Origin of the sequence: Nonomuraea sp. NPDC050540 (assembly GCF_044457485.1) — a bacterium.
GTDB lineage: Bacteria > Actinomycetota > Actinomycetes > Streptosporangiales > Streptosporangiaceae > Nonomuraea.
Window position 1 is genome coordinate 84,634 of sequence record NZ_JBITHA010000010.1, and the last position, 22,209, is coordinate 106,842.

The 22,209-nt window shown below is 73.9% G+C and carries 12 protein-coding genes; all 12 read left to right on the plus strand.

Annotated elements, in window-relative coordinates; translation table 11 throughout:
- Positions 1-1,017, plus strand: coding sequence for a cysteine synthase family protein (locus ACIBI5_RS31440; protein ID WP_397252355.1), 1,017 nt, complete (start codon positions 1-3; stop codon positions 1,015-1,017).
- Positions 1,014-2,405, plus strand: coding sequence for an argininosuccinate lyase (gene argH / locus ACIBI5_RS31445; protein WP_397252356.1), 1,392 nt, complete (start codon positions 1,014-1,016; stop codon positions 2,403-2,405). The genes ACIBI5_RS31440 and argH overlap by 4 nt, the downstream gene beginning before the upstream one ends.
- Entirely contained in the window at positions 2,402-3,598 is a 1,197-nt protein-coding gene (locus tag ACIBI5_RS31450) for an ATP-grasp domain-containing protein (protein ID WP_397252357.1), read from the plus strand. The genes argH and ACIBI5_RS31450 overlap by 4 nt, the downstream gene beginning before the upstream one ends.
- Positions 3,599-3,667: 69 nt before the next feature.
- Positions 3,668-6,643 carry an amino acid adenylation domain-containing protein gene (locus tag ACIBI5_RS31455; protein ID WP_397252359.1) on the plus strand — a complete coding sequence of 992 codons (2,976 nt, stop codon included), beginning with the start codon at positions 3,668-3,670 and terminating at the stop codon, positions 6,641-6,643.
- Complete coding sequence (locus tag ACIBI5_RS31460; protein ID WP_184966298.1) at positions 6,640-6,882, plus strand: phosphopantetheine-binding protein; 243 nt, start codon at positions 6,640-6,642, stop codon at positions 6,880-6,882. Before ACIBI5_RS31455 ends, ACIBI5_RS31460 begins: the two co-directional genes overlap by 4 nt.
- Positions 6,883-6,885: 3 nt before the next feature.
- Entirely contained in the window at positions 6,886-7,122 is a 237-nt protein-coding gene (locus ACIBI5_RS31465; RefSeq protein ID WP_397252360.1) for a phosphopantetheine-binding protein, read from the plus strand.
- Positions 7,119-8,279 carry an acyl-CoA dehydrogenase family protein gene (locus ACIBI5_RS31470; RefSeq protein ID WP_397252361.1) on the plus strand — a complete coding sequence of 387 codons (1,161 nt, stop codon included), beginning with the start codon at positions 7,119-7,121 and terminating at the stop codon, positions 8,277-8,279. The genes ACIBI5_RS31465 and ACIBI5_RS31470 overlap by 4 nt, the downstream gene beginning before the upstream one ends.
- Positions 8,280-8,281: 2 nt before the next feature.
- Complete coding sequence (locus tag ACIBI5_RS31475) at positions 8,282-9,007, plus strand: thioesterase II family protein (RefSeq protein ID WP_379608903.1); 726 nt, start codon at positions 8,282-8,284, stop codon at positions 9,005-9,007.
- Complete coding sequence (locus tag ACIBI5_RS31480) at positions 9,004-10,365, plus strand: amino acid adenylation domain-containing protein (RefSeq protein WP_397252362.1); 1,362 nt, start codon at positions 9,004-9,006, stop codon at positions 10,363-10,365. Before ACIBI5_RS31475 ends, ACIBI5_RS31480 begins: the two co-directional genes overlap by 4 nt.
- Complete coding sequence (locus ACIBI5_RS31485) at positions 10,362-13,460, plus strand: amino acid adenylation domain-containing protein (protein WP_397252363.1); 3,099 nt, start codon at positions 10,362-10,364, stop codon at positions 13,458-13,460. Before ACIBI5_RS31480 ends, ACIBI5_RS31485 begins: the two co-directional genes overlap by 4 nt.
- Positions 13,461-13,471: 11 nt before the next feature.
- Positions 13,472-13,639 carry an MbtH family NRPS accessory protein gene (locus ACIBI5_RS31490; RefSeq protein ID WP_184966286.1) on the plus strand — a complete coding sequence of 56 codons (168 nt, stop codon included), beginning with the start codon at positions 13,472-13,474 and terminating at the stop codon, positions 13,637-13,639.
- An 18-nt stretch (positions 13,640-13,657) separates the two neighbouring features.
- Complete coding sequence (locus tag ACIBI5_RS31495) at positions 13,658-22,198, plus strand: amino acid adenylation domain-containing protein (protein ID WP_397252364.1); 8,541 nt, start codon at positions 13,658-13,660, stop codon at positions 22,196-22,198.
- The last annotated feature ends 11 nt before the right edge of the window (positions 22,199-22,209 follow it).

Below are 22,209 nucleotides of genomic sequence, written 5' to 3' on the forward strand. Positions count from 1 at the left end.
TTGACAGAAGCGACAGCGGCATACCAGAACCCCCGCCTGGTACGACTGGGACCGAACCTGTGGGCTGCGTGCTTCACGCTGATGAAGCTCATCCCGGCGCGCTACATCCTGCGCCGGGCCGCCGAGCAGGGACTGCTGACGCCGGACACGGTGATCGTGGAGACCACCTCCGGCACGTTCGGGCTGGCGCTGGCGATGCAGGCGGTGCACCTCGACCGCCGCCTCGTGCTGGTCAGCGATCCGGCGATCGACGAGCGGCTGTACCGGCGGCTCACGGATCTGGGCGCGGTCGTGGACCGGGTGCCCAAGGAGGCGGGCGACGGGCCCGGCGGGTTCCAGACGGCGCGGCTCAACCGGCTGGCCGAGGTACGCGCGGGGCTGGAGCACTCCTTCTGCCCGGAGCAGTACACGAACCCGGACAACCCACGCTCCTACGCGATCGTCTCCGAGCTGCTGCGCGAGCGGCTGGGCCGGGTCGACTGCGTGGTCGGGCCGGTGGGCTCGGGCGGCTCGATGTGCGGGACCGTCACCCACCTGCGCCGCACCGACCCGCACTGCCGCGCCATCGGCGTGGACACCCACGGCAGCGTGCTGTTCGGCCAGCCCGAAGGCCACCGGGAACTGCGCGGGCTCGGCATGAGCGTGCTGCCCGCCAACCTCGACCACCGCGTCTTCGACGACGTGCACTGGTGCTCGGCGGCCGCCGCCTACCAGGCCACCCGCGAACTGCACCAGAGCCACGCCCTGTTCATGGGCCCGACCAGCGGCGCCGGGTACCTGGCCGCGCGCTGGTGGGCGCAGCAGAACCCGGAGGCGCGCACGGTCGTGATGATGCCGGACGAGGGCTACCGCTACCAGGACACCGTCTACGACGACGCCTGGCTGGCCGAGCACCGCCACGACCGGCTGCTCCTGCCCGCCGAACCCAAGATCGTCGACCTGGCCGCCGCGGCGGACGCCGCCTGGACCGGGTTCGCGTGGGGACGGCGTTCCTACGGCGAGGTCGTGGGGTCGTGAACAACGACGCCGGGCGCATACTCGGCGAGCTCGGTCTCAGGACCAGGCAGGTCGTGTACGGCACGGCCGCCCCCGACGAGCTCCCGATGATCATGAAGGTGGACCGGGCCCACCTGGTGATGCTCGCCGAGCGGCGGCTCATCGGCAGGAAGGCGGCCGCGGCCCTGCTGCGCTGCCTGGAGGACCTGACCCCCGGCGACCTGAGCGGGCGCCCGGCCCCCCGCGGCACCTACCTGATGTACGAGGGATACCTGATCGAGCGGCTCGGCCCCGACGTCGGCGGCGTCCTGCAGACCGGCCGCTCGCGCAACGACCTCAAGGCCACCATCACCTCGCTCCGGTGCCGCGCCTGGCTGCTGGACTTCGCCGAGCAGGCCATCCGCCTGGAGGCGATCCTGCTGGCGCGGGCCCGCGCCCACCAGCCGGTGGTCATGCCGGTGTACACGCACTTCCAGGCGGCCATGCCGATCACGTACGGCTACTACCTCCTGGGAGTGGCGCGGGCGGTGGGCAGGGAGATCGACGCGCTGGCGGCCGCCGCAGGCGGGCTGCACATCTGCCCTCTCGGGGCCTGCGCCGTCGCCGGTACGGACCTGCCCATCGACCCGTCGCGCACCGCCGGCCTGCTCGGCTACATCGACGCCAGCAGGCACGCGCTCGACGCCGTCGCCAGCCGGGACGCCGTGCTGCGCATGCTGGCATCGGCGGCCGCGCTGAGCGTCGTGCTCAGCAGGCTGGCCACCGACCTGCAGCTGTGGAGCACAGCCGAGTTCGGCTTCATCGCCTTCCCCGACCGGCTGGTGGGAGGCAGCTCCGCCATGCCGCAAAAGCGCAACGCCTTCCTGCTGGAACACCTCAAGGCCAAGCCGGGACGGGCGATCGCCGCGTGGGCGGGGGCGGCGGCGGCCATGGCGGCGACGCCGTTCACCAACACGATCGAGGTCGGCACCGAGGCCATGGAGTGCGTCTGGCCGGGGCTGGCCGCCGTCGAGCAGGCGGTGCAGCTCGCCCAGGTCGTGGTCGGCGGGGCCAGGCCCAACGCCGACCGGATGGCGGAGCGGGCGGCGGGCGGCTTCACGACCGCGACCGCGCTGGCCAACCGGATGGTCCGCGACGGCGTGCCGTTCCGCACCGCGCACCGCGAGGTCGGCGCGGCGGTGCGCGCGGCACTCGACGCGGGCACCACCTCGCTGGCGGACCTCGACCTCGCCCAGGTCGTCCGCGAGCAGGCCTACGGCGGCGGGCCGGGCGCCTTCGCCGAGCCGTACCAGCGTGCCTACGCCTCCTGGGTCCGCCACCGCCGGTGGTGCCTGGACTGGCGCGACTCGCAGGCCGAGGCCGACGCCGCGCTGGCGACGGCCGTGACGAGCGTGATGGAGCAGGCATGAGCTGGTTCGTGCTCGTCGAAAGCAACACCACCGGGTCCGGGCGGGTGTTCTGCGAACGCGCCCGCGAGCTGGGACTGCGGCCGGTCGTGCTGGCCCGCGACCCCGCCCGCTACCCCTACGTCGCCGCCGACGGCATCGAGGCCAGGCAGGTCGACACCGGCGACCCCGCGGTCGTGCTGGCCGCCTGTCACCGGCTCGGCGGCCGGGTCGCGGGGGTGACCAGCAGTTCCGAGTACCACATCGCGACCGCGGCCGAGGTGGCCAGGCGCCTCGGCCTGCCGCACCCCGACCCCGGCGCCATCCGCGCCTGCCGCGACAAGGCGGTCCAGCGGGCCGTGCTGCGCGAGGCCGGGGTGCCGAGCGCCGCCTTCGCGCCCGCCCGCACCCCCGGCACCGCCGTCGCGGCCGCCCAGCGCATCGGCTTCCCCGTCGTCGTCAAGCCCGTCGCCGGATCGGGCTCGGTCGCCACCCGCCTGTGCCGGGACGCCGCCGAGGTCGAGGCGGCCACCCACCACGTCCTGAACACCGACGGGCTGCCGCCGCAGAGCGCGGTCATGGTCGAGGAATACCTGCGCGGCGCCGAATACTCGGTCGAGACCTTCGACGACCAGGTGGTCGGCGTCACGCGCAAGCACCTCGGCGCGGAGCCGTACTTCGTGGAGGTCGGGCACGACTTCCCCGCGCCGCTCGACCCGGCCGCGCGCGCCGCGGCCGGCGAGCTCGCGCACGCCGCGCTGAAGGCGCTGGAGCTGTGCTGGGGTCCCGCCCACGTCGAGATCCGGTACGGCGCGGCCGGCGCGCGCATCGTCGAGGTCAACCCCCGGCTGGCCGGCGGCATGATCCCGCGCATGGTCGAGGAGGCCACCGGGATCGACCTCATCCGGCACACCGTGGCCAAGGCCGCCGGCCGCGACGAACCCCTGCGGGCCGGCCGGGAACGCGCGGCCTCGATCCGCTTCCTGGTGGCCGGCGAAGAAGGCACCTTGGCCGGGATCGACGGGACGGAGGACGCCGGCCGCGTGCCCGGCGTGGTCGAGGTGGGCCTCACCCGCGCGCCCGGCCAGTACGTGGTGCTGCGCCGCTCGTTCCAGGACCGGCTCTGCTACGTGATCGCGGCCGCCGACACCGGCGCCGCCGCGGCCAGGGCCGCCACGACAGGACTTCACGCACTGAAGGCACGCATCACGACATGAGCGCGATAGGGCGCCGATAGGGAGACGAAGGGCGGTCCGACCACCGTGAACGCAGCGAACGGAGGAGTGGTGAAGACGGTAACGGCGCTGGTGGAAGCGCGGGTGGCGGCCTCGCCCGACGCGATCGCGATCGTGGACTCGACAGGATCGACGTCGTACGGCGAGCTGAACGGCCGGGCGGACGCCGTGGCGGCCCGGCTGCGCGCGAAGGGCGCCGGCCCGGGTTCGATCGTCGGCATCCGGCTGGGCCGGTCGGCGGCGATGGTCACGGCCTGGCTCGGCGTCCTGAAGGCCGGGGCGGCCTACCTGCCCCTGGACGGCTCCTACCCCGAGGCGCGGCTGCGCTTCATGCTCGACGACTCGGGCGCCGAGCTGGTCCTTTCCGAAGCGGACGTCCTTGGGATCGACAGGCCCGAGGCCCCCGGATCCGACGCGCCCGCAGCGCGCGTCGAGCCCGGGGACCTGGCCTACGTGATCTACACCTCCGGCTCCACGGGCCTGCCCAAGGGCGTCATGATCGAGCACCGGAGCATCGCCAACACCCTGGAGTGGTACGCCGGTGTCCTGGGCGTGCGCCCGGGTGACCGGGTGGGGCAGACGGCGGCGAGCGGGTTCGACATCGCCGGCTGCGAGATCTGGGGCGCCCTGATCGCCGGCGCCGAACTGCGCATCGCCCCTGAACAGGCCAGGAAGTCGCCCGAGGAGCTCTGCCACTGGGCCGCGGACAGCCGCCTGGACGTGTTGTTCATGGTGACCCCGCTGGCCCAGCTCGCCATCGAGCACGGCTGGCTGGACGGCTCGTCGCTGCGCGTGCTGGCCACCGGCGGCGAACGGCTGCTGGTCGCCCCGCCCCGGGGAGCCGGCTACCGCTTCCTCAACATGTACGGGCCCACCGAGACCGCCGTGGTGGCGACCTGCACCGAGGTCGCGCCGGGCGCCGAACTTCCGCCGCCGATCGGGGCGCCGATCGCGAACACGACCGCGTACGTGCTGGACGAGGACGGCGCGCGGGTGCCGGACGGGGCCGAGGGCGAGCTGTACCTCGGCGGTGCCGGGGTCGGCCGCGGCTACCTGGGCCGGCCGGAGCTGACCGCCGAGCGCTTCGTCGTCCGCGACGGTGAGCGGCTCTACCGCACCGGCGATCTGGTGCGCCGGCTCGCCGACGGCAACCTGCGCTTCGTCGGCAGGACCGACGACCAGGTGAAGGTCCGCGGCTTCCGCATCGAGCTGGGCGAGGTCGAGGCGCAGTTGCGCGCCTGTCCCGGCGTGGGCGAGGCGGCCGTGGTCGTGTGGGAGCCGGAACGCGGCTTCCCCCGCCTGGCCGGGTACGCCTGCGGTGACTTCGACGCCGCCCGCGTACGGTCGCTGCTGGCCGAACGGCTGCCCGAGCACATGGTGCCCGCGGTGATCGTGCCGATGGCGAGCCTGCCGCTGACCCCCAACCAGAAGCTCGACCGGGCCGCCCTGCCCGACCCGGCGGACCACGCCGCCGAGCTCTGCCCGGCCGCCGGGTTCGACCCCGCGCAGGCGGCGCTGGCCGAGGACTGGCGGCAGGCGTGCGGGGTCACCGCGCGCGACGCCGAGGACAGCCTCGTCGTGCTCGGCGCCGGCTCCCTCGACCTGATCATGCTGCAGGCGCGGCTGGGGGACCGGATCGGGCTGCCCGTCCCCTCTGGTCTGCTCAACCTCTCCCAGCCGCTCAAGGAGCAGGCCCGCCTGCTGGCCGGGATCGAACCCGGCGCCGCCGTACCCGCGCGGGCCGCGCGGGCGTACCAGGGGCCGGGCAGCCTGGGGCAGGAGGCGGTCGTCTTCCTGGAGGAGCTGACCGGCAGCGGCATGGGCTACCAGTACCAGATGATCCTGGAAGGGCCCGGCGCGCCGGACGTCTCCCTCCTGGAGAAGTCGCTGCTGGCGGTCCTCAGGAATCAGGCGGCGCTGAGCTGCCGGTGGCGGATCACCGCCGCGGGCCTCGAAGGCCGGCGCGAGGAGCCCGACACCGCCCCGCTCGCCCTGCACCGGGTGGACACCGAAGAGGTCGAGGCCCTGGTGGCCCGCCTCGTGGACCGGCCCTTCCGCTACGACGACTTCCCCCTGGTCGGCTGGGACCTCATCCTGCACCCGGGCGGCACCGTCCTGCTCCAGCGCGAGCACCACCTGATCCACGACGGCTGGTCGGTGGGCGTCTTCCTCAGCCAGCTCCAGGCCGCCTACGACGGCACGGAGCCGAGGGAGAGCCAGGTCAGCTACTTCGACTGGGCCGGCGACCAGCGCGAGTGGGCCGACGGCGACCGCAGCGCGGCGACCAGGGCCTACTGGCACGAGCAGCTGAAGGACTGGCGCCCTGACTCCGATCCGCCCAGTGAGCTGCGCACCCACCTCAGCCTCCAGCCGCTCGGCGAGGAGCGCTCGGCGCTGCTGGAGGCCGCTGCCGCGCGGCTGGGCGTCACGCCGTACGCGCTGATGCTGGCGGTCTTCCGCCAGATCACGGCGGAGAGCGTGGTCGGCGCCAGCTTCGCCAACCGCGACGTCGACACGCAAGAGCTGGTCGGCCTGTTCGTGAACGTGCTGCCCCTCGTCAGGAGCCGCCGCCACGGCGAGAGCCCGGCGGACGCGGCCCGCGCCGAGATGGCCCTGGTCGTCGCGGCCGACCGGCACCAGAGGCTGCCCACGCCCGAGATCCTCCGGGTCAGCGCCCCGGGCGCCAGGAGCCCGCTCTACCCGATCATGTTCAGCCAGCACGACTCGCCGCTGCCCGAGCTGAGCCTGGGCGCATGGCGGCCGCGCGTACGCGAGCTGGGCAACGGTCGCGGCAAGACCGACCTCAACGTGATCGTCATGAACCGCGGCCTCCAGCACGGCAGAAGCACCGGACGCCGTGACGCGAGCGCCTACGCCCTGCGCTGGGAGCACGAGCTCACCCGCTTCCCCGACCACGTGGTCACCGAACTCCAGCGGCGGTTCACCCGGCTGCTGGACCACGCCTGCGCGCACCCGGACCAGCCGTGGCCGCCCGCCGGCGACAACCGGAACGGAGAGTCCAGATGATCGAATCACAGGTCGCCGAGATCGTCCGCAAGCGCTGGTGCGAGGTCCTGGAGACCCCGCAGGTCGCGCAGGACGACGACTTCTTCCTCTCGGGCGGGCACTCGCTGCTGGCCGTACGGCTGACCGCCGCGCTGAGGGAGGACCTCGCCGTCAGGATCCCCGTCTCGGTGCTGTTCGAGTCCAAGACCCTCGAGTGCTACGCCGGCCGGGTCGCCGACTTCGTCCTGGCGGAAACCTGAGCGATGGACGAGCTGACCACGGCCGTGCGGGCCGCATGGGAACAGAGCCTCAACGTGTCCGTCGGCGACGACGCCGACTTCTTCCGCCTCGGCGGTGACTCGATGAAGGCCATCACCATCTGCGCCAAGGTCGAGGAGTCGTGCCAGGTACGGCCCAGGCTCAGGGTGCTGTTCGACAACCCGCGCTTCGACGCCTACGTGAACGCGGTCTCCGAAATCGTGCGGGAGAAGCGGCGATGAACGACTTCGTGCCTTCGACGTCACCGGAGGAGATGCTCAAGGACCCCTGGGTCTCCCGGGCCATCCTCGCCGAGGTGCTGGACTGGCTGCGGACGCACGCGGCGGACCGGCCGGAGAGCGAACAGCGGGCGCTGGCCCGCGCGGCCGGGGTCGCCTCCGGGCTGTTCGCGGCGGAGTTCCCCGAGAAGTACGGGGGCTGGTCGCTGCCGGAACTGGTCGTCGCCGATCTGCGGGAGGAGGCGGCCGCCAGCGGCCTGCCGTACTCGCGGCACATCCTGTCCTGTCCGGACGGGCCGAGCAGGATCGTGCTGTGCGGCACCCCCGAGCAGCGCGAGCGGTGGCTGCGCCCGATGATCGAGGGGCGCATGCGGCGCTGCCTGGCGATGACGGAGGAGAGCGGCGGCTCGGACGTGTCGGCGATGAGCACGACCGCGACCCGCGCGCCCGGCGGCTGGGTGCTGAACGGCCGCAAGTTCATGATCAGCAACGCGGAGACGGCGGACGCCGCGGTCGTGCTGGCCAACGTCGTGGGCGAGCCCGTAGCGGGGCCGACGTTCTTCATCTTCACCACCGACGTCCCCGGCTGGCGGATCGTACGGCGGCTGCCGGGCATGGAACCCGGCTACGACCCGTACGAGGTCGAGCTGGACGGGGTCGAGGTCGGCGAGGAGGCGGTGCTCGGCGGCCCCGGCCAGATCGGCGGCGCGAACGGCATGGCCATCGAGTGGCTGCCCTACGGCCGGGTCTCGCTGGCCGCGCGGGCGATCGGCCTGGCCCGCTGGGCGCTCGGTGTCGCGCGGGCCCACGCCTCCCAGCGCAGGATCGCCGGCGGGCGGCTCAGCGACAAGCAGTACATCCGCGAGTTCATCGTCCGCTCGGACGTCAAGATCGAGGCCTCCCGCGCGCTGATCAGGCAGGCCGCCCGCGTGCTCGACGAGGGCGGGATCGCGGTGCGCGAGGCGGCGATCGCCAAGCTCCACGCCACCGAGTCGGCCTGCGAGGTCATCGACGACGCCATGCAGACGCTCGGCGGGCGCGGCTGGCTGCAGGAGTACGGGCTGGAGCGGGCCTACCGGGAGGCGCGCGTCTTCCGCATGGTGGACGGCGCCTCCGAGCTGCTCAAGGAGACCATCTTCCACATCCCGGGCGGAGAATGATCATGAGCGACTGGCTTCAGCCGATCCGCGAGCAGGGCAGGGACAGGTTCGTCTTCTTCCCCTCGGCCGGTTCGAGCGCCTCGGCCGCGCTGGCCCTGGCCGACGCCGTGCCCGACGGGTGGTCGCTGTGGAGTGTGCAGTACCCGGGCCGCGGCCCCCGGCTGCGCGAGCCGCAGGCCGCCTCGGTCAGGGAGATCGCGGTGGGCTGCCTGCCCGAGCTGCTGCGGGCGCCCGGCCGCCTGCTGCTGTTCGGCCACAGCTTCGGCGCCTTCGCGGCCTACGACACCGCCCAGCTGCTGGCGGCCAAGCAGCGGCCCGCCGCCGGGCTGGTGGTCTCCGGCTCGGCGGCGCCCGGCTCGCCCATGCCCGACCTGTCGCCGGAACGGCTGAGCGCCGGATCGCTGATCGCCTCGATGACCCGCCAGGGCGGCACCGCGGCCGAACTGCTCGACAACGAGGAGCTGATGGAGCTGGTGCTGCCCGCGCTGCGGGCCGACCTCGCCCTGGGCAGGCAGTACGTGGACGACCATCCGGCGCCGCTGGCCACCCCCGTGCTCGCGCTGGCAGGGCGGCACGACCCGGTGATGACCGAGGCGCACCTGGCGACCTGGCGTCGGCACACCGCCGCCTGGCTCGGCTGCGAGTCCAACGAGGGCGACCACTTCTTCTACCTGCGCGACCCGGCGGTGCTCGCCGGGGCGGTCGACCGGCATTGGCGGGCGGCATGATCTACGACCAGGTGATGAGCTGGATCAGGAAAGACCCCGAGCGCGCCTGCGTGCTGGAGGGCGGCAGGGTCTACACCTGCGGCCGGATGTTGCGGGACATCGAGGCGTTCAGGACCGAGCTGGCCCGCGCCCGCGTCGGCCCCGGCGACCTCGTGGCCGTGGCCTGCGTGGGCCGGGGGCGGGCGATCGCGGGCATGCTCGCGGCCTGGTCCGCCGGCGCCGCCTACCTGCCGCTGGCCCACGGACTGCCCAAGGCCAGGGTGCGGACGATCGTCGACACCGCCCGTCCCGCCGTGGTGCTCACGGACGACGACGGTGACGGGCCGGGCTCCGGCGGCTGCCGTCTGCTGGCCGATCCGGCCCCGATCGACCCGTCGACCGCGTACGTGATCTTCACCTCGGGCTCCACCGGGAAGCCGAAGGGCGTGGTCGTCAGCCACGCCGGACTGGGCCCGATGACCCGCTGGTACAAGGAGATCACCACGCTGGAGCCGGGCGACGTGGCCGGCCAGGTCGCGCAGCTCAGCTTCGACGCCAGCGTGCTGGAGATCTGGGGCGCGCTGGCCAACGGCGCCGTGCTCGCGGTGCCCTCGCTCGACGCCGTGCTCGACCCGGTCGACTACCAGGACTTCCTGCGCGAACACGAGGTCAGGGCGTCGTTCGTGCCGACCGGGATGGTCGCGGGCGTGCTCGACCAGGACTGGCCGGCCGACTTCCCGACCCGCATGCTGTTCACCGGCGGCGACCGGCTCACCCGGCGGCCCGAGCCGCGCCACCCGTTCGCCTTCTACAACATCTACGGCCCCGCCGAGTGCACCGTCGCCGCGACCTGCCAGCAGGTAGGTCCGGGTGAGGGGCCGCCGCCCATCGGGCGGGCGCTGCCGTACGTGCGGGTCCGCGTCAGCGACGACGGCGAGCTCTGGCTCGGCGGGCCCGCCGTGGCCCTCGGCTACCTCGGCGCGGGCGACGAGGCCTTCGTCCGCCACGACGGCGAGCGCTGGTACCGCACCGGCGACCTCGTCTCCACCGACGCCGACGGCGTGCTCCACTACCTGTCGCGCGCCGACGACCAGATCCAGATCGGCGGGCGCAGGACCGAGCCGGCCGAGATCGTCCACGCCATCCTCATGCTCGCCGGCCTCACGGACGCGGTCGTCTACACCCGGGAGACACCCTCGGGAGAGGTACGGCTGGCCGCCGCCGTCACCCCGGCCACCGCGAACCGGCAGGACATCCAGCGCCACCTCCAGGACCTGCTCCCCGCCTACATGATCCCGTCGGAGATCGTCGCGATGGACGCGCTCCCGCTCACCCGCCACGGCAAGATCGACGTCGACGCCCTGAGGGGAAGCCCGTGAACCACGTCCGCGTGCCCCGCGTCCAGCACCGCCTCTGGCTGGCCGACCAGCTCACCCCCGGCGACGCCGGCTACCTGGGCAGCACCTTCCTGCGCCTGCGCGGCCCCCTCGACACCGGGGCGCTGGAGCGGGCGCTCACCACGATCGTCACCCGGCACGAGGTGCTGCGCACCTCCCTGGACACCCGCGACGGCGAGCTCGCCGGAGTTCTGAGGCCGGTCGCCGGCTTCCGCCTCGACGTGCGCCCGATCGACGAGGACGACCTCGGCCCGGCGCTCGCGGCGGAGGCGGCGACGCCGCTCGACATCTCCGCCGGTCTGCCCCTGCGCGCGCTGCTCCTGCGCCTGGCGCCGGACGAGCACGTGCTCTGCCTGACCGTGCACCACCTCGCCTTCGACCGCGGCTCGGTCGGCATCCTCTACCGCGAGCTCACCGAGCTGTACGCCGGGCGCGATCTGCCGCCGATACCCCGGCAGTTCCGCGACCTGGCCGCCGCCGACGACGCCGCGTACGACGCGGGCGAACTCGCCTCGATCGTGGCGGAGCGGCGCGACGCGCTGGCCGACCTGAGCCCGTTCGAGCTGGCCCCCGACCATCCCCGGCCGCAGATCCGCGGCGGCGAGGGAGCGCTGCGGCACGGGTTCGAGCTGCCGGAGGAGACCGCCCGCGGGCTGGCCGAGCTCGCCCGCGCGGAGGGCGCCTCCCTGTACATGGTGCTGCTGGCGGGCGTGCACGCCCTGCTCTACCGCTACAGCGGGCGGGGCGACGTCACCACCGGCGCGTCCTCGTCGACCCGGCGCGAGCCGGTGATCGGCCCGTTCTTCAACATGCTCGTGCTGCCCGGCGACGTCTCGGCGAACCCGGCCTTCACCGAACTGGTCGGCCGCGTGCGCGACGCCGCCCTGGACGCCTACGACGGCCGGGCGCTGGCCTTCGACTCCCTCGTCACCGAGCTGCGGGTCGAGCGCGACCCCGCCAGGACGCCGCTGTTCCAGATCCTCGTGGACCTCACCGCCCCCGTCACCCTGCCCGACCTGGACGGCGTCGAGACCGTCGAGATCCTGACCCCAGGCGGCGGCTCCAAGTACGACCTCACGATCGAGTTCCGCCGCGAGGGCGACGGCGTCGCCTACTCCGTCGAATGGGACACCGCGCTCTACGAGAGCACCACCGTCATGCGGCTCATGGCGCACCTGCGGGCGGTGCTCGACGCGGTCGCCGCCGACCCGTCGCTGCGCGTGGACGACGTGCCCGTGCTCGCCGACGCCGAGGTGCTCGGCCTGCGCGCGCATGCCGAGCCCGGCCGGGTCGAGCTGCCCGAGCTCTGCCTGCACGAGCTCTTCGCCGAGCAGGCCGCCCGCACACCGGCCGCCCCCGCCGTCCAGGACGGCGAGCGCCTGCTCACCTACGCCGAGCTGGAGCGCCGGGTCGCCGCGATCGCCCGCGCGCTGGCCGCCCGCGGCGTCGGCGCCGACACGCCGGTCGGCGTCATGCTGGAGCGCTCGGCCGACCTCGTGGCCGTGGTGCTCGGGGTGCTGAAGGCCGGCGGCGCGTACCTGCCGATCGAGCCCGACACCCCGCCCGCCCGCGTGCGCAGGCTCCTCGACCTGGCCGGCGCGGAGGTCTGCGTGAGCGCGGGCGACCTCGCCGAGCTGCTGCTCGGCGACGGCCCGGACCCCGATCCGGTACGGCCCGGCCACCTGTGCGCCGTCTACTTCACCTCCGGCTCGACCGGCGAGCCCAAGGGCGTGGCCTGCACCCACGGGGGCTGGGTCGGCCAGATGGCCAACCTGCAGGAGCGCTACCAGCTCGCCCCCGGTGAGGCCGTCCTGCTCAAGACGCCCCTGACCTTCGACGACGTGGCCAGGGAGATCTTCTGGCCGCTCATGGCCGGCGCCCGCATCGTGGTGCTGCCGCCCGGCCTGCACCGCGACGCGCAGGCGCTGCTGCGGGCGGCGATCGAGCACGAGGTGGTGTGGCTGCAGTTCGTGCCGAGCATGCTGGTGATGTTCCTGGACGAGATCGGGCCGGGCGCGCGCGAGGGCCTGCACGCCCTGCGGCACGTCGTCTCCGACGGCGACCGGCTGCGGCCGGAGACCGTCGCCGCCTTCTACGACCGGCTCGGCTGCCGGCCCAGGCTCAACAACCACTGGGGCACCACCGAGGTGTCCATCGACTCCACGCACCACGTGTGCACGCCCGCCGACGCCGACGGCGGCGAGGCGGTCTGCCTGGGCCGGCCGATGGAGAACCACGAGGTGTACGTGCTGGACCACACCCTCCAGCCGGTACCGCACGGGGCGGTCGGCGAGCTGTGCATCGGCGGGGTCGGACTGGCCCGCGGCTACGTGGGCGATCCGGGCAAGACGGCGCGGGCCTTCGTCCCCCATCCGTGGCGGGCGGGCGAGCGCGTCTACCGGACCGGCGACACCGGACGGCTGCGGCCCGACGGCTCCCTGCAGTACCGGGGCCGGCGCGACCACCAGGTGAAGGTGCGGGGGGTGCGGATCGAGCTGGGTGAGGTGGAGGCGGCTCTGCGCGCCTACCCCGGTGTGACCGACGCGGTGGTCGCCACCTGGGAACCGCTCCCAGGCGACAAGCGCCTTGCCGCCTATGTGAGCTTCGACGGGCCCGCGCCCGCCGTGGGCGAGGTGCGGGCGTTCCTGGGGGAGCGGCTGGCCCCGCAGGCGGTGCCGAGCGCGATCGTGGCGCTGCCGAAGCTGCCCAGGATGCCCAGCGGCAAGGTGGACCGCAGGTCGCTGCCAGAGCCGGACCCCGACACCCTGAGCGACGAGCCGTTCGTGCCTCCGCGCACCGACACCGAGCGGGCGATCGCCGAGGTGTGGGCGGCCGTGCTGGGCGTGCCCAGGCTGGGCGCCAACGACGACTTCTTCGCGATGGGCGGGCACTCGCTGCTGGTCACCAGGGCGGTCAACCGGATGCGGGAGGCCTTCGCCCTCGACATCCCGCTGCGCCTGGTGTTCGAGCACTCCACGGTACGCACCGCGGCCGCCCGGCTCGAAGAGCTGATCTTCGCCGAGATCGAGGCGATGAGCGACGACGAGGCCGCCCGCCTCATGGTCGCCGAGACGTGAGGAGAAACCCCATGTACAAGGTCGTCGTCAACGACGAGGAGCAGTACTCCATCTGGCCCGCCGCCCGGGACGTCCCCGCCGGCTGGCACGAGGAGGGCACGAGCGGCACCGAGGAGGAGTGCACCGCCCACATCGAGCGGGTGTGGGTGGACATGCGCCCGCGCAGCCTGCGCACCTGAATCCTTGAGGGAGCGACGATGAACATCGACAGCCTTTCGCCCGAGAAGCAAGCCCTGCTGCGCAGGCGCCTGCAGGGCCGGGCCGGTGGCGGCGACGGAGGCATCCCGCGCCGCCCGGACGGCGCCGCGCCGCTCTCGCCGGTGCAGCACGCCATGTGGATCACCAACCAGTTCTTGGACTCGAACGCGGTCTACACCGTCCCCCGGCTGCTGCGGATCCCGGGCGAACTGGATGTCGACGCGCTGCGCCGCGCCCTCGGCGCCCTGGTGGAACGGCACGAGATCCTGCGCACCGCCTACCGGGGCACGCCGCCGCTGCAGGAGGTCGCCCCTCCCGGCCCGGCCGCCCTGCGCCTGACGGCGGCCGCCGACCGGGACGAGGCGCTCGCCCTGGCCCTCGCCGAGATCGCCACCCCCTTCGACCTGGCGGACGGCCCGGTCTTCCGCGCGCTGCTCATCCGCGTCGCCGAGCCCGGCGAGCACCTGCTCGCGCTCACCACCCACCACGTCGCCTCCGACGGCTGGTCGTGCACGCTGATGGTGCGCGAGCTCGACGAGCTGTACGGCGCCGCCGTGGCCGGCCGTACCCCGTCGCTGGCCCCGCTGCCCGTCCAGTACGCCGACTACGCCCACTGGCAGGCGCGCCGCGTCGCCGAGCGCGAACCCGCCCAGCTCGCCTACTGGCGCGCCGCGCTGGACGGCGTCCCGCAGGTCCTGGAACTGCCCACCGACCGGCCCAGGCCGACGACCGAGTCGCACGCCGGCGACGCCGTCGACCTGGAACTCGCCCCCGAGCTGAGCGACCGGGTGCGCGCCCTGGCCGCCGACCACGGCGTCACCGTGTACACCGTGCTGCTGGCCTGCTACGCGATCGTCCTGAGGCACTACTGCGGCCAGCGCAGGTTCGCGATCGGCTCGGTGCTGTCGGGGCGCAACGCCGCCGAGACCGAGGCGCTGCTCGGCCTGTTCGCCAACGCGGTGGCACTGCCCATGGACCTGTCGGGCGAACCGGCCTTCGCGGAACTGCTGCGCCGTACGCACGAGGTGGTCCTGGGCGCTTTCGACCACCAGGACGTCACCTTCGACCAGGTGGTGGCGGCGGTGAAGGCCACCAGGTCGGCCGCGCGCAACCCCGTCTACCAGGTGCTCTACCAGTGCTTCGAGACCGGCGAGCGGGCCGGTGAGCTGCCCGCGCTGAAGGGCGAGCCGGTCGGCTTCGCCGACCCCACCGCCAAGGTGGACCTGACGCTGATCGCGGTCAACGGCGGCGCGGGCATCGAGCTGTCGCTGAACTACGCCACCGACCTGTTCACCGCCGACACCGCCCGGCGGCTGCTCGGCCATCTGGTGAACGTCGTCGAGCACGTGGCCGCGAACCCCGGCGAACCCGTCGGGAGCGCGGCCGTCATGGGGGACACCGAGACGCACCTGCTCACCCACACCTGGGCCGGGCCCGCCAGAGGGGAACCACCTACCGGGACGGTGGTGAGCCTCGTCCGGGCGCAGGCGGCGGCCTCGCCCGGGGCGACCGCCCTGGTGTGCGGTGAGCAGGTGTTCAGCTACCGCGAGCTGGACGCGGTCACCGACCGGCTGGCGCGCGGGCTGCTGGCCGAGGGCGTACGGCCGGGGGACGTGGTCGGTCTTGCGCTGCCGCGGGGCGCGGAGCTGGTGCTGTCGGCGCTGGCCGTGATGAAGGCGGGGGCCGCCTATCTGGCGCTGGATCCCGCCTATCCGGCGGCGCGGCTGGCGTACATGCTGGAGGACGTCGACGCGGCGTTCGTGATCACCGACGACCGCTTCGGCGAGCTGGGGGCGGACGAGGGCGAGCTGCCCGAGCCCCGGCCCGGCGATCTGGCCTACGTGGTGTACACCTCGGGCTCGACCGGGCTGCCCAAGGGGACCGACGCGACCCACGCGGCCGTGGTGAACCTGCTGCACGGCGCGCGCGCGTACCTGGGCGCGAGCCCGGATGACCGCTGGCTGCTGCTCGCCTCGATGGGCTTCGACGCCTCGACGCTGGAGCTGTACCTGCCGCTGATCTCCGGGGCGCGCGTGGTCGTGGCGCCGGAGTCGGCGCGGGCCGACGGGGCCGAACAGTGCCGGGTGATCCGCGAGCACGGCGTCACCCACGTGCAGGCCACCCCGTCGGGCTGGAGGCTGCTCATGGCCGGTGACGTCGGCGCCTTGCTGCGGGTCGCGCTCTACACCGCCGAGCCCATGCCCGAGGCCCTGGCCACCGCGATCAGGGCTCGGGCGGCCCGGCTGGTCAACGGCTACGGGCCCACCGAGACCACCGTCCACACCACGTACGCCGACGTGCCGGCGGGCGCGCCGCCCTTCTGCATCGGCCGGCCGATCTCCGGTGCCGCCGTCTACCTGCTCGACGAGCAGTCGCGGCCGGTGCCGCTGGGCGCGCTCGGCGAGCTGTGCATCGGGGGGCGTGGCCTCGCGCTCGGCTACCACGGACGTCCCGGGCTGACCGCGCGCCGGTTCGTCCCCGACCCGTTCGGTACGCCGGGCTCGCGCATGTACCGCACCGGCGACCGGGCCAGGTTCCTGCCCGACGGGCGGCTGGAACTGCAGGGCCGGATCGACAACCAGGTGAAGATCCGCGGCAACCGGGTCGAGCCAGGCGAGGTCGAGGCCGTGCTGCTGGCCCACCCCGGTGTCAGGCAGGCGGCGGTCGTTCCGGTCGAGGGGCCGGGCGGGCTGCGGCTGGCCGGATACGTCGTGCCGTCCGGCGCGATCGAGGTGGCCGAGCTGCGGCAGCACCTGGCCGGGGCGCTGCCCGGGTACATGGTGCCGGCGGCGCTGGCCGTACTGGAGGAGATACCGCTCACCCCGAGCGGCAAGCTCGACCGCAAGCGGCTGCCCGCGCCCGAGGACGGCGAGCCGGCCGACGCCGAGCCCGCCACCGACACCGAGCGGGCGCTCGCGCGGGTGTGGGCGGACGTGCTCGGCCGCGAGACCGTCGGCGCCGGCGACAACTTCTTCGACATCGGCGGCGACTCCGTGCTGGCCATCTACGTCGTCGCCGGGGCGCGCGCGGCCGGGCTGGAGATCACCCCGCGCCAGGTGCTGTCGCGGCAGACGCTGCGGGAGCTGGCCGCCGTCGCCGTCCCCGCCGCCGCGCAGGAGGACGACGACGCGGCCGCGGAGAGCTATCCGCTCTCGCCGCTGCAGGCCGGGATGGTCTTCCACACGCTGTTCGAGCCCGAGAGCACCGACTACATCGTGCAGTTCGTCCACACCATCGAGGGCGACCTGGACGTGCCCGCGCTGCGCCGCGCCTGGGAGCACGTCGTCGCGCGCCACCCCATCCTGCGCACCACGTTCGCGTGGGACGGACTGCCCGAACCCATGCAGATCGTCCACCCCTCCGCTCCGGTACGGCTGCGCGAACTCGACTGGACCGGCATCCCCGCGCCCAAGGTCGCCGAGCGCCTGGCCGGACACCTCGCCGACGAGCGCGCCCGCGGCGTCGACCTGGAGAACGAGCCCCCACGCCGCTTCGACCTGATCAGGCTGGCCGACGGCACCCACCGGCTGATCTGGCACGGCCACCACGTCCTGCTGGACGGCTGGAGCGTCCGCCTGATCCTCGACGAGGTCCGCGAGGTCTACCGGAGCCTGCGCGAGACGGGCGAACCGCCCGTGCTGCCCGAGCCGATGCCGTTCAGGAAGTACATCGAGTGGGTGCGCGGCCACGACCCGGCCGCCGCCGCGGGCTACTGGCAGGCCATGCTCGCCGACGTCACCAGCCCCACCCCGCTGACGATCCTTCCGCCCGAGCGCGGCGACGGCCGCGGCGCGACCAGCCAGGACGTGGCGCTCCTGCACGAGCGGCTGCCCGCCGAGGTCACCCGCCGGCTGCGCGAACTGGCCCGCGAGCACCGCATCACGGTCAGCGCGATCGCCCACGCCGCCTGGGGTCTGCTGCTCAGCCGCCACGCCGGCGCCCGCGACGTCGTCTTCGGCTCGACCGTCTCGGGACGCTCCGGCGGCCTGCCGGGCGTCGAACGGACCGTCGGGCTGCTGATCAACACGCTGCCCGTCCGGGTGCGCGTGCCCGAGCGGGCCACCGTCGCCGGCTGGCTGCGCGAGGTCCACGAGCAGCTCGTGGAGCACCGCGACCACGAGCACTGCGCGCTGGTCGAGGTGCAGCGGCAGTCGCGGGTGCCCGCAGGGCAGCGGCTGTTCCACACGATCCTCATGTTCGAGAACTTCCCCCACAAGGAACAGGAACCCGGCGGCCTGAAGATCGCCGCGGCCCAGACGTGGGAGCAGACCGGCTACCCGCTGGTGCTGAACGTCGGCCTCAACGACGAGCTGCGGCTGCGGCTGGACTACCAGCCCTCCCGGGTCACCGCGGACGGCGCCGGGCGGCTGCTCGCCCACTACCGGATGCTGCTCGAAGCGCTGGCCGCCCGGCCCGGCGCGGCCCTGGCCGAGCTGGCGCCGCTGCCCGCCGAGGAGTGGCGCGCCGTGGTCGAGGAGTTCAACGACACCGCGGCGCCGTACCCTCGCGAGCGCTGTCTGCACGAGCTGTTCGAGGACAGCGCCGAGCGCGCGCCCGGCGCGGTCGCGGTCGTCTCCGGCGGGCTTACCGTCACGTACGGTGAGCTGGACGCGCGGGCCAACCGGCTCGCCCACCACCTTCGCGACCTGGGCGTCGGACCGGAGACGCTGGTCGGCATCTGCGTCGAGCGCGGCGTGGAGATGGCGGTGGCGGTGCTGGGCGTGCTCAAGGCCGGCGGCGCCTATGTGCCGCTCGACCCGGAGTACCCGGCGGATCGGCTGGCGTTCATGCTGGCCGACACCGCGGCCCCGGTCGTGCTCACGCAGGAACGGCTGGCCGGGCGGCTGCCCGAGCACACCGGCCGGGTGGTCGTGCTCGACGGCGAGCACGACGCGGCGCGCATCGCCGCCCGCGACCCCGGCCGCCCCGGGCGCGCGGCCCGTCCCGGCAACCTGTCGTACGTCATCTACACCTCCGGCTCGACCGGACGGCCGAAGGGCACGCTCATCCGGCACCAGGGCATCGTCAACTACATCTGGTGGATGGTGAGCGGCTTCCCCCTCGACGACGGGGACAAGGTCCTGCAGCTGGCCGGGCTGAGCTTCGACATCTCCGTCTACGAGATGTTCTGGCCCTGGGCCTCCGGGGCGGCGGTCGTCCTGGCCAGGCCGGACGGCTACCGCGACCCGCACTACATCGTCCGGGTCATGACCGAGGAGAACGTCACCGCCGCGCACCTGGTCCCCTCGATGCTGCGGGCCATGCTGCCGCTCGTGGAGGACGGCGGGCTGCCGCTGCGCTGGTTGTTCGCCAGCGCAGAAGCGCTCACCACCGACGTGCTGCGCGCATGGGGCAAACGCTGCCCGGACACGCGCCTGCTCAACCTCTACGGCGCCACCGAGGTGTCCGTGGACTCCACCGTGTGGGTCTGCGACCCCGCCGCCGAGCGGGTCTCGGTGGGCGGCCCGATCGCCAACACCCGCGTGTACGTGCTCGATCCCGGCGGCGATCCGGTGCCCGTCGGGGTGGCAGGGGAGGCGTACCTGGCCGGGGACAGCGTGGGCCGCGGCTACCACGGCCGGCCCGGACTGACCGCCAGGCGCTTCGTGCCCGACCCGTTCGGCCCGCCGGGCGGACGGCTCTACCGCACCGGCGACCTGGTCCGATGGATGCCGGAAGGGACGCTGGAGTTCCTGGGGCGGCTCGACCACCAGGTGAAGATCCGCGGCTTCCGGGTCGAGCTGGGCGAGGTCGAGGCGGTGATCGAGACGCATCCGCTGATCGACCAGGCCGTCGTGGTCGCCCGCGAGGAGGAGGGCGCGCCCAAGCGCCTCGTGGCCTACGCGGTGGCCCGCGGCCGCACGCCGACCACCTCGGAGCTGCGCGCGCACGTGCAGTCGCGGCTGCCCGACTACATGGTGCCGAGCGCCTTCGTCATGCTCGCCGAGATGCCGCTGAACCCGAACACCAAGGTCGACCGGCAGGCCCTGCCCGCGCCCGACGCCGTCCGCCCCGACCTGGCCGCCGCCTTCGTGGCCCCGCGCACCGAGGTGGAGAAGATCCTCGCCGAGGCGTGGAGCGAGGTCCTGGGCGTGCCCGACGTGGGCGTCCACGACAACTTCTTCGACCTCGGCGGCGACTCGATCCTGTCCATCCAGGTCATGGTCAAGGCCCGCCGCGCCGGGCTCGCGCTGACCCCGCGGCAGATGTTCGCCGACCCGACCATCGCGGAACTCGCCCACGCCCTGGAGAGCACGGACGTCCCCGCCGCCGCCCACGCCGAGCAGGGCACGGTCACCGGCGCGGTCCCGCTCACCCCCATCCAGCGCTGGTTCACCGCGCTCGACTGGCCGCACGACCACTACAACCAGACGGTACGGCTGCGCTGGACCGAGACCCCCGACCCCGATCGGCTGCGCGCGGCGCTGACCCGGCTCACCGCCCACCACGACGCCCTGCGGCTGCGCCTGCGCAGGTCGCCGGCCGGCTGGACCCAGCACCTCGCCACGACCGAGGACGCCGACCTGCTCCACGAGGGCCCGCCCCTGAGCAGCGGCCTCGACCTGGAGCACGGCCCGATCGTGCGCGCGCACCTGGACGGCCGCGAGCTGACCATCACCATCCACCACGTGGCCGTGGACATCGTCTCGTGGGGCATCCTGCTCGACGACCTGGCCACCGCCTACCAAGGGCTGGAACTGCCGCTGAAGACCACCTCCTTCCGGCACTGGGCCGTCAAGCTGGCCGAGCACGCGGAGTCCGCCGAGTTCGCCGCCGAGGCCGCGTACTGGCGGATGCCGCGCCCACGGGCGGTGCCCTTCCCCGTGGACACCCCCGGCGGCGAGAACGTCGAGTCCTCCACCGCCACGGTGGTCCGCACCCTGGACGCCTCCTACACGCAGGCGTTGCTGCGCTCCGCGCACACCGCCCACCGCACCTCCGTGCACGACCTGCTGGTGACGGCGCTGGCCCAGACGGCCGCCGACCACACCGGCAGCCCCGACGTCCACATCGACCTGGAGGGACACGGGCGCGAGCCGCTCTTCGACGACGTCGACCTGTCCAGGACCGTCGGCTGGTTCACCGCGCTGCACCCGCTGCACGTCCACCTGCCCGACGCCCTCGACACCGGCCGCTGCGTCAAGATCGTCCGCGAGCACCTGCACACCACGCCGCACCATGGCATCGGGCACGGCCTGGCGGTCGAGCACGAGGCGGCGCCGATCAGCTTCAACTACCACGGCCAGGTGCGCACCGCCGCCGAGACCGGGCTGTTCACCCGGATCAGGTCGGCCGGGGGCGGCGACCGCGCGCCCGCCGGGCGCCGGCCCCACCTCATCGAGATCAACGGAGCCGTGGTGGACGGCGTCTTCCAGGTCGCCTGGAACTACTCGGCCGACCTCCACCGCGAGGAGACCGTGGGCGCGCTGGCCGACCGCTTCCTGGACCGGCTGGTCGCGCTGCTCATCCCGGCCCAGGGGCACACGCCGCACGCGCGCGCGTTCCTGGACCGCTTCTTCCCCGGCATCCCGGCCACGCGGCTGCGCCTGCGGCGCCACCGGGTGCCCGGCGCCGCCGTCGCGCTCGTCGCCGACGGCTCGGTGGCCGAGGCGTGGGGCGAGGGTCTCGCCTCGGCCGCCACCGGAGCGCTGGTCAGGCCGGACACCGTCTTCCAGGCGGGCTCGGTGAGCAAGCACGTCACCGCGGTCGGCGTGCTCAGGCTGGCCCAGGACGGCATCGCCGACCTCGACGAGGACGTCAACCACTACCTGCGCGGCTGGCGGCTGCCGTCCGCGGGCGTGACGCTGCGCGGGCTGCTCGCTCACACCGCGGGGCTCACGCGGGACGAGTTCGGCGGGCTGGGCGCCCGGCTGCCGGACGATCCCGAGCCGAGCCTGCTCGACGTGCTGGACGGCCGCCCGCCCGCGGCCACCGCGCCGATCCGCGCCGAACTGGCGCCGGGCGAGCGGTACCGGTACTCGGGCAACCACTTCGTCGTCGTCGAGCAGGTGTTGCGCGACCTGACCGGCCGGCCGTTCCCCGAGCTCATGCGCGAGCTCGTCTTCGGCCCGCTCGGCATGCGCGACAGCGGCTACGGCACCGCCTTCGCCCGTTCGCTCGGCGAGCGCGCGGCGGTCGGCCACGACCAGGACGGCCGGCCGCTCGACGGCGGCTGGCGGGTCTACCCGAGCGCCACCGGCGGGCTGTGGACCAGCGCCGCCGACCTGGCCAGGGTGGCGGCGGAGATCCAGCGGGCGCACACGGGCACCGGCCGGCTGCTCGACCGGTGGGCCGCCGGGCAACTGCTCACCCCGGCCGCCGGCGCCGCGTATGGGCTGGGGACCGTCGTCAGGGAGGTCGACGGGATCCGCTGGTTCGGGCACACCGGGGTGGCCGCCGGGTATCGCTGCTATTCGGGGATCGGCCTTGAATCGGGGGCCGGAGTGGTCCTGATGTCGAACGGAGAATCGGGAACGGACTTCGCCATCGACCTGCTCGTGGAACTCGACGCGGGATTCCACGCCTGGGCGGAACAGTAGTCAGACCTTGC